The 3,540-nt window shown below is 64.5% G+C and carries 4 protein-coding genes; all 4 read left to right on the forward strand.

Annotated features, from left to right (window positions below; all coding sequences use genetic code 11):
• Nucleotides 1–199 precede the first annotated feature (199 nt).
• Nucleotides 200–577, forward strand: coding sequence for a hypothetical protein (locus AC2VLV_RS10375; RefSeq protein WP_486989910.1), 378 nt, complete (start codon nucleotides 200–202; stop codon nucleotides 575–577).
• On the forward strand, nucleotides 574–1,308 hold the full coding sequence (locus tag AC2VLV_RS10380) for a hypothetical protein (protein ID WP_486989911.1): 735 nt from the start codon (nucleotides 574–576) through the stop codon (nucleotides 1,306–1,308). Before AC2VLV_RS10375 ends, AC2VLV_RS10380 begins: the two co-directional genes overlap by 4 nt.
• Nucleotides 1,305–3,308, forward strand: a complete 2,004-nt coding sequence (locus AC2VLV_RS10385) for a TraM recognition domain-containing protein (protein WP_486989912.1) — start codon at nucleotides 1,305–1,307, stop codon at nucleotides 3,306–3,308. Before AC2VLV_RS10380 ends, AC2VLV_RS10385 begins: the two co-directional genes overlap by 4 nt.
• On the forward strand, nucleotides 3,305–3,540 hold a 236-nt coding region (locus AC2VLV_RS10390; RefSeq protein ID WP_486989913.1), incomplete at its 3' end, for a hypothetical protein. The genes AC2VLV_RS10385 and AC2VLV_RS10390, both read left to right, overlap by 4 nt.

Consider the following 3,540-nt stretch of genomic DNA (forward strand, 5'->3'; position numbering starts at 1 on the left):
CGGGCGCTGATGTCGTTTCGGTGTTTGCGGCAGCGCCAGATGCATCAACCTGGCTGGCCGCCATGGCCAGCGGCGAGGTGGTGTGGTGGTCGCTGCGGACCTGGTTGATCCATGTTGCCGGGGATGATCAGCCCGCCGGCTGACGGTTTTTTCGTTTTCACCCCTTGCGCACCCACCGGGTTCCCGTATCAGTGTGGGCATGAACCCAACCAACGCCACCTCCACGCCCACACCTGCCGTCACCCAACGCGTCTCGCTGTCTGGCCGCTTGACGTCGCTGCTCGGCAGCCTCGTCATTGGCACGCCGGACGCGCTGGGGATGCCCAAAGACTTCTACTTGTCGCCCGTCGATCGGGCGATGATGCCGCGCAACGCGGCATACGACATCAACGGCGAATGGCGGCGGCGCATTTTCGTAGACCATTTCCGTCGGGATTTGCTCCAGCGCACCGCCCGCCTGCTCACCCTGGTTCTCGTCCCTGCGGCCTTCGTCGTGGGGTTGATGGTGTCCACCACGACGCTGACCGCATCCGGCCAGCAGCAGCAAGTCATCACGATGCCCGGAGGCAGCCCATGAAAGTGCTGAGTGCAGTCATGCCAATCCAGCAAATGATCAATGCCGCCCGCGATGAGGCGCTGATCGTCACGGGGCGCTGGGATGTACCGCGCGCCGTGGATGGCAAGCCGGTGCCCGAAGACCTGCGCGACACGCGCGGGCGCATGCATGGCACCCCCGATGGTTACCGAATTTCCGGTCGCCTCCTGCACGAAGATGTGCTGCGCGGTTCGGTCAGCGCCGCCACCCCCATGCTGATGCTGCTGCCGCCGTTGCTGGGTGGCCTGCTGCCCCTGCTCCTGGTGGCGACGATCGGGCGCATCCCGTTCCTGGGCAACCTGGTGTTGGCGATCGCCCTGCTGCTGCAAATCGCGGGGCTGTTGTCACTGGTCGTCGTCGCGCTCCAAGAGGGCGCCAGCGCGTACGCCCATAGTGCGACGGCGCTGGGTCTGTTTTTGTTCATGCCGTTCACACGCCCCGGCATGTTTGGTCGCATGTTCTCAACCTTTTTCGACAGCGCGGATCCTTTCTCCGCCAGTTCCAGTTCGGGCACCGTTGCCGTCATCCCGGTGGCATCGTTCGTTGTCTGCACGATCTTCCTGGCGGTGTCGCTATTGATGTTGATCTCCGCGCGCCGCAAGGGCGCTGATTTTCTCGGCTCCGGCGGTGGCGGTGGCGGTGGTTCCGCACCGTCACCCCGTCCGTCGTCAAGTCCACAACCCACAGCCACGCCGGAGGAGGCAGCGTCATGATGCCGTTTTATTCGATCGCCGAACGCAATGCACTGCGCATTGCCCGGCATGCACTCGCGGATTGGGCGTTTCGCGCCACGATGCTGATGCTGTTGGCAAGTTTGATTTTGACCCCGTTTCTGCCGGGGATCATCCCGCCGATCTGGGCCGCCGCCGCAATGGCCCTGCCGTGGTTTTGGGTGCGCCAGGAGCGGTCACGCCGCCTGTTTCGGTTGCATGTGCAGAGCAATGCTGCCAACGGCGAGGATACCGGCCCCAATTTTGCGCAAGCGGCGCGGGCGCGAATGGAGCAAGCCAAGCGTGCATCGGCCGATTCCACCCCGTTTTTCGAGTTCGGGCGCGCCACGGGCCTTCTGGCCTCGCGCTGGGATGCATTCGCACCGGACGCCGGTCTGCGGGTTGGCTTGACGGCTAACGATATGGGCCAGCATGTGCTGGTGTTGGGCGGGACCGAATCGGGTAAAACATCCGGCGTCATCCGCCCGATTCTGGTGGCATGGCTGGCTACCGAGGTGGGTGGCACCTTCGTCTTGGATGGCAAGGCCGCGCTGCCGAAAGAGATGAGCGGCGCCCCGCGTTACCGTGTACTCGACCCCACCGACGCATCGTGCGTCGTACCCTTGTTCGCCGGCCTGGCCCCGCATGACGTCACCAACGCCATCGCTGCGCTGCATGTGACCGAGGATAGTAAGGCGTCCAGCGGCGGCAAATTTTTCGAGGGCAACGCACAGTCGTTGCTGTTGCACGCATGCGTCGTGCTCGATGCCCTGGTGCAAATGAGTGCGGCCTGGAACGCCACCCACCCGAACGAATCGACTGAGCCCTGGTCATGGACGGTGATGGGTCTGCGCCGCGTGCTGGATGTGGCAGCGTCGCACCCAGCAGACGGGCAACCGCACCAGCTGCTGGCCATGATCGACTGGGTCATCGAAGTGTCCACGTCCTGCAACCTGCCGCAATTCGCCGACACCGGCAATGGTGCGACGTGGGCCCAGGCTGTGGCGTTTTTCGGCACGCTGTGGATGGGCCTTGGGGACAAAACCCGCGGCGACGTCATGGGCACCCTGAATCCCTGGCTCGATCCTCTGGTGCAGCATCCCGACCTTTTGCGGTGGGCACAAGCGACGGATGGCGTGGACATCACCTCGGCGCTGCATGGCGACGGGTACGGGCTGTATTTGCCCGAGGTCGAATACGGTGCTGCCGGTCGCGCGGTATCTGCCTTGTTACGGTCGCGGCTCTACAAAGCCCTACGCTTGCGCGGCGACCTCAAGGCCGCACAGGCCCAAGATGCAACGCACTCGCGCGTGCTGATCTGCATCGACGAGGCGCAAGACATGCTGACCAGCATGGAAACCAAACTGCTCGCGGTGGCGCGGTCATTGGGGGGGTGTTTCATGATCGCGACCCAAGGCGTCAAATCACTCGAAAACGCACTCAATCTCACCGCCGCGCAGGCCCTGCAAACCAATTTCCGGAACATCATCTGCCTGAGTGCGGATCACTATACGTATGCGATCCTCCAGGCGATAGGCGGCAAAACGGTGACTCGTGCGCCAGTCGTATCGGCTCAGTCGATCGCCTGGGCCGACGACATCAACCAGGCTTTGTCGGGCGCGGCCTATGACCCAGGCCATCCCATGCGCGACACCGCACACCGCTGGCGCACGCGTTTGCCGATGCCATCTGCCCCAGGATGCCTGGAAGGCCAAACCGTGCAGGTGCAGTGGCGCACTGACTTCCTCTTGCCATTGGATTTGCTGCACAGCACGCTGGCTGAGCCGCAAGTGGCGATTGCCTTGCTCCGGCGTGCCAGCGTCCCGCGCCGCGATTTTATCCGGCTCGAACCGCAGTTTGCCGCCGACCAGCCGCGCAAGATGATCCCGAATATCGTGCCGGATGACGATTCGTGGTGGCGGGATGATCTCGTCCAACAGCGCATCGAAATCGAAAACGCGGCGAAAACCGCCGCCCCGGTTGCCCCGGCACCTGCCCCATGATTTTTCTGATCCTGGCCACCCTGCTGCTGAGCACCGCGACGGGCGTTGCGGTGTATCGCCACCGTGCGGTCCGCACCGCCGCCGCTGCTGCCGCGCGGTCCGCACCGGCGCGCGCACCGGCTATGTTCGGCGGCAGTGGGCCGGCAGCGGCCCACCCGGTCCGCGTTGACCGCGTTGCCCGCGCGTCGCCGGATCAGTCGGCCGTGACCCCGGACCGATCGCCGCAAGTCGC

The sequence above is a fragment of the Thiomonas sp. TH-17 genome, assembly GCF_057473305.1.

Coding starts and splice junctions, on each gene's coding strand:
- AC2VLV_RS10385 (WP_486989912.1), top strand. CDS start 1,305: ATGATGCCGTTTTATTCGATCGCCGAACGCAATGCACTGCGCATTGCC.
- AC2VLV_RS10380 (WP_486989911.1), top strand. CDS start 574: ATGAAAGTGCTGAGTGCAGTCATGCCAATCCAGCAAATGATCAATGCC.
- AC2VLV_RS10375 (WP_486989910.1), top strand. CDS start 200: ATGAACCCAACCAACGCCACCTCCACGCCCACACCTGCCGTCACCCAA.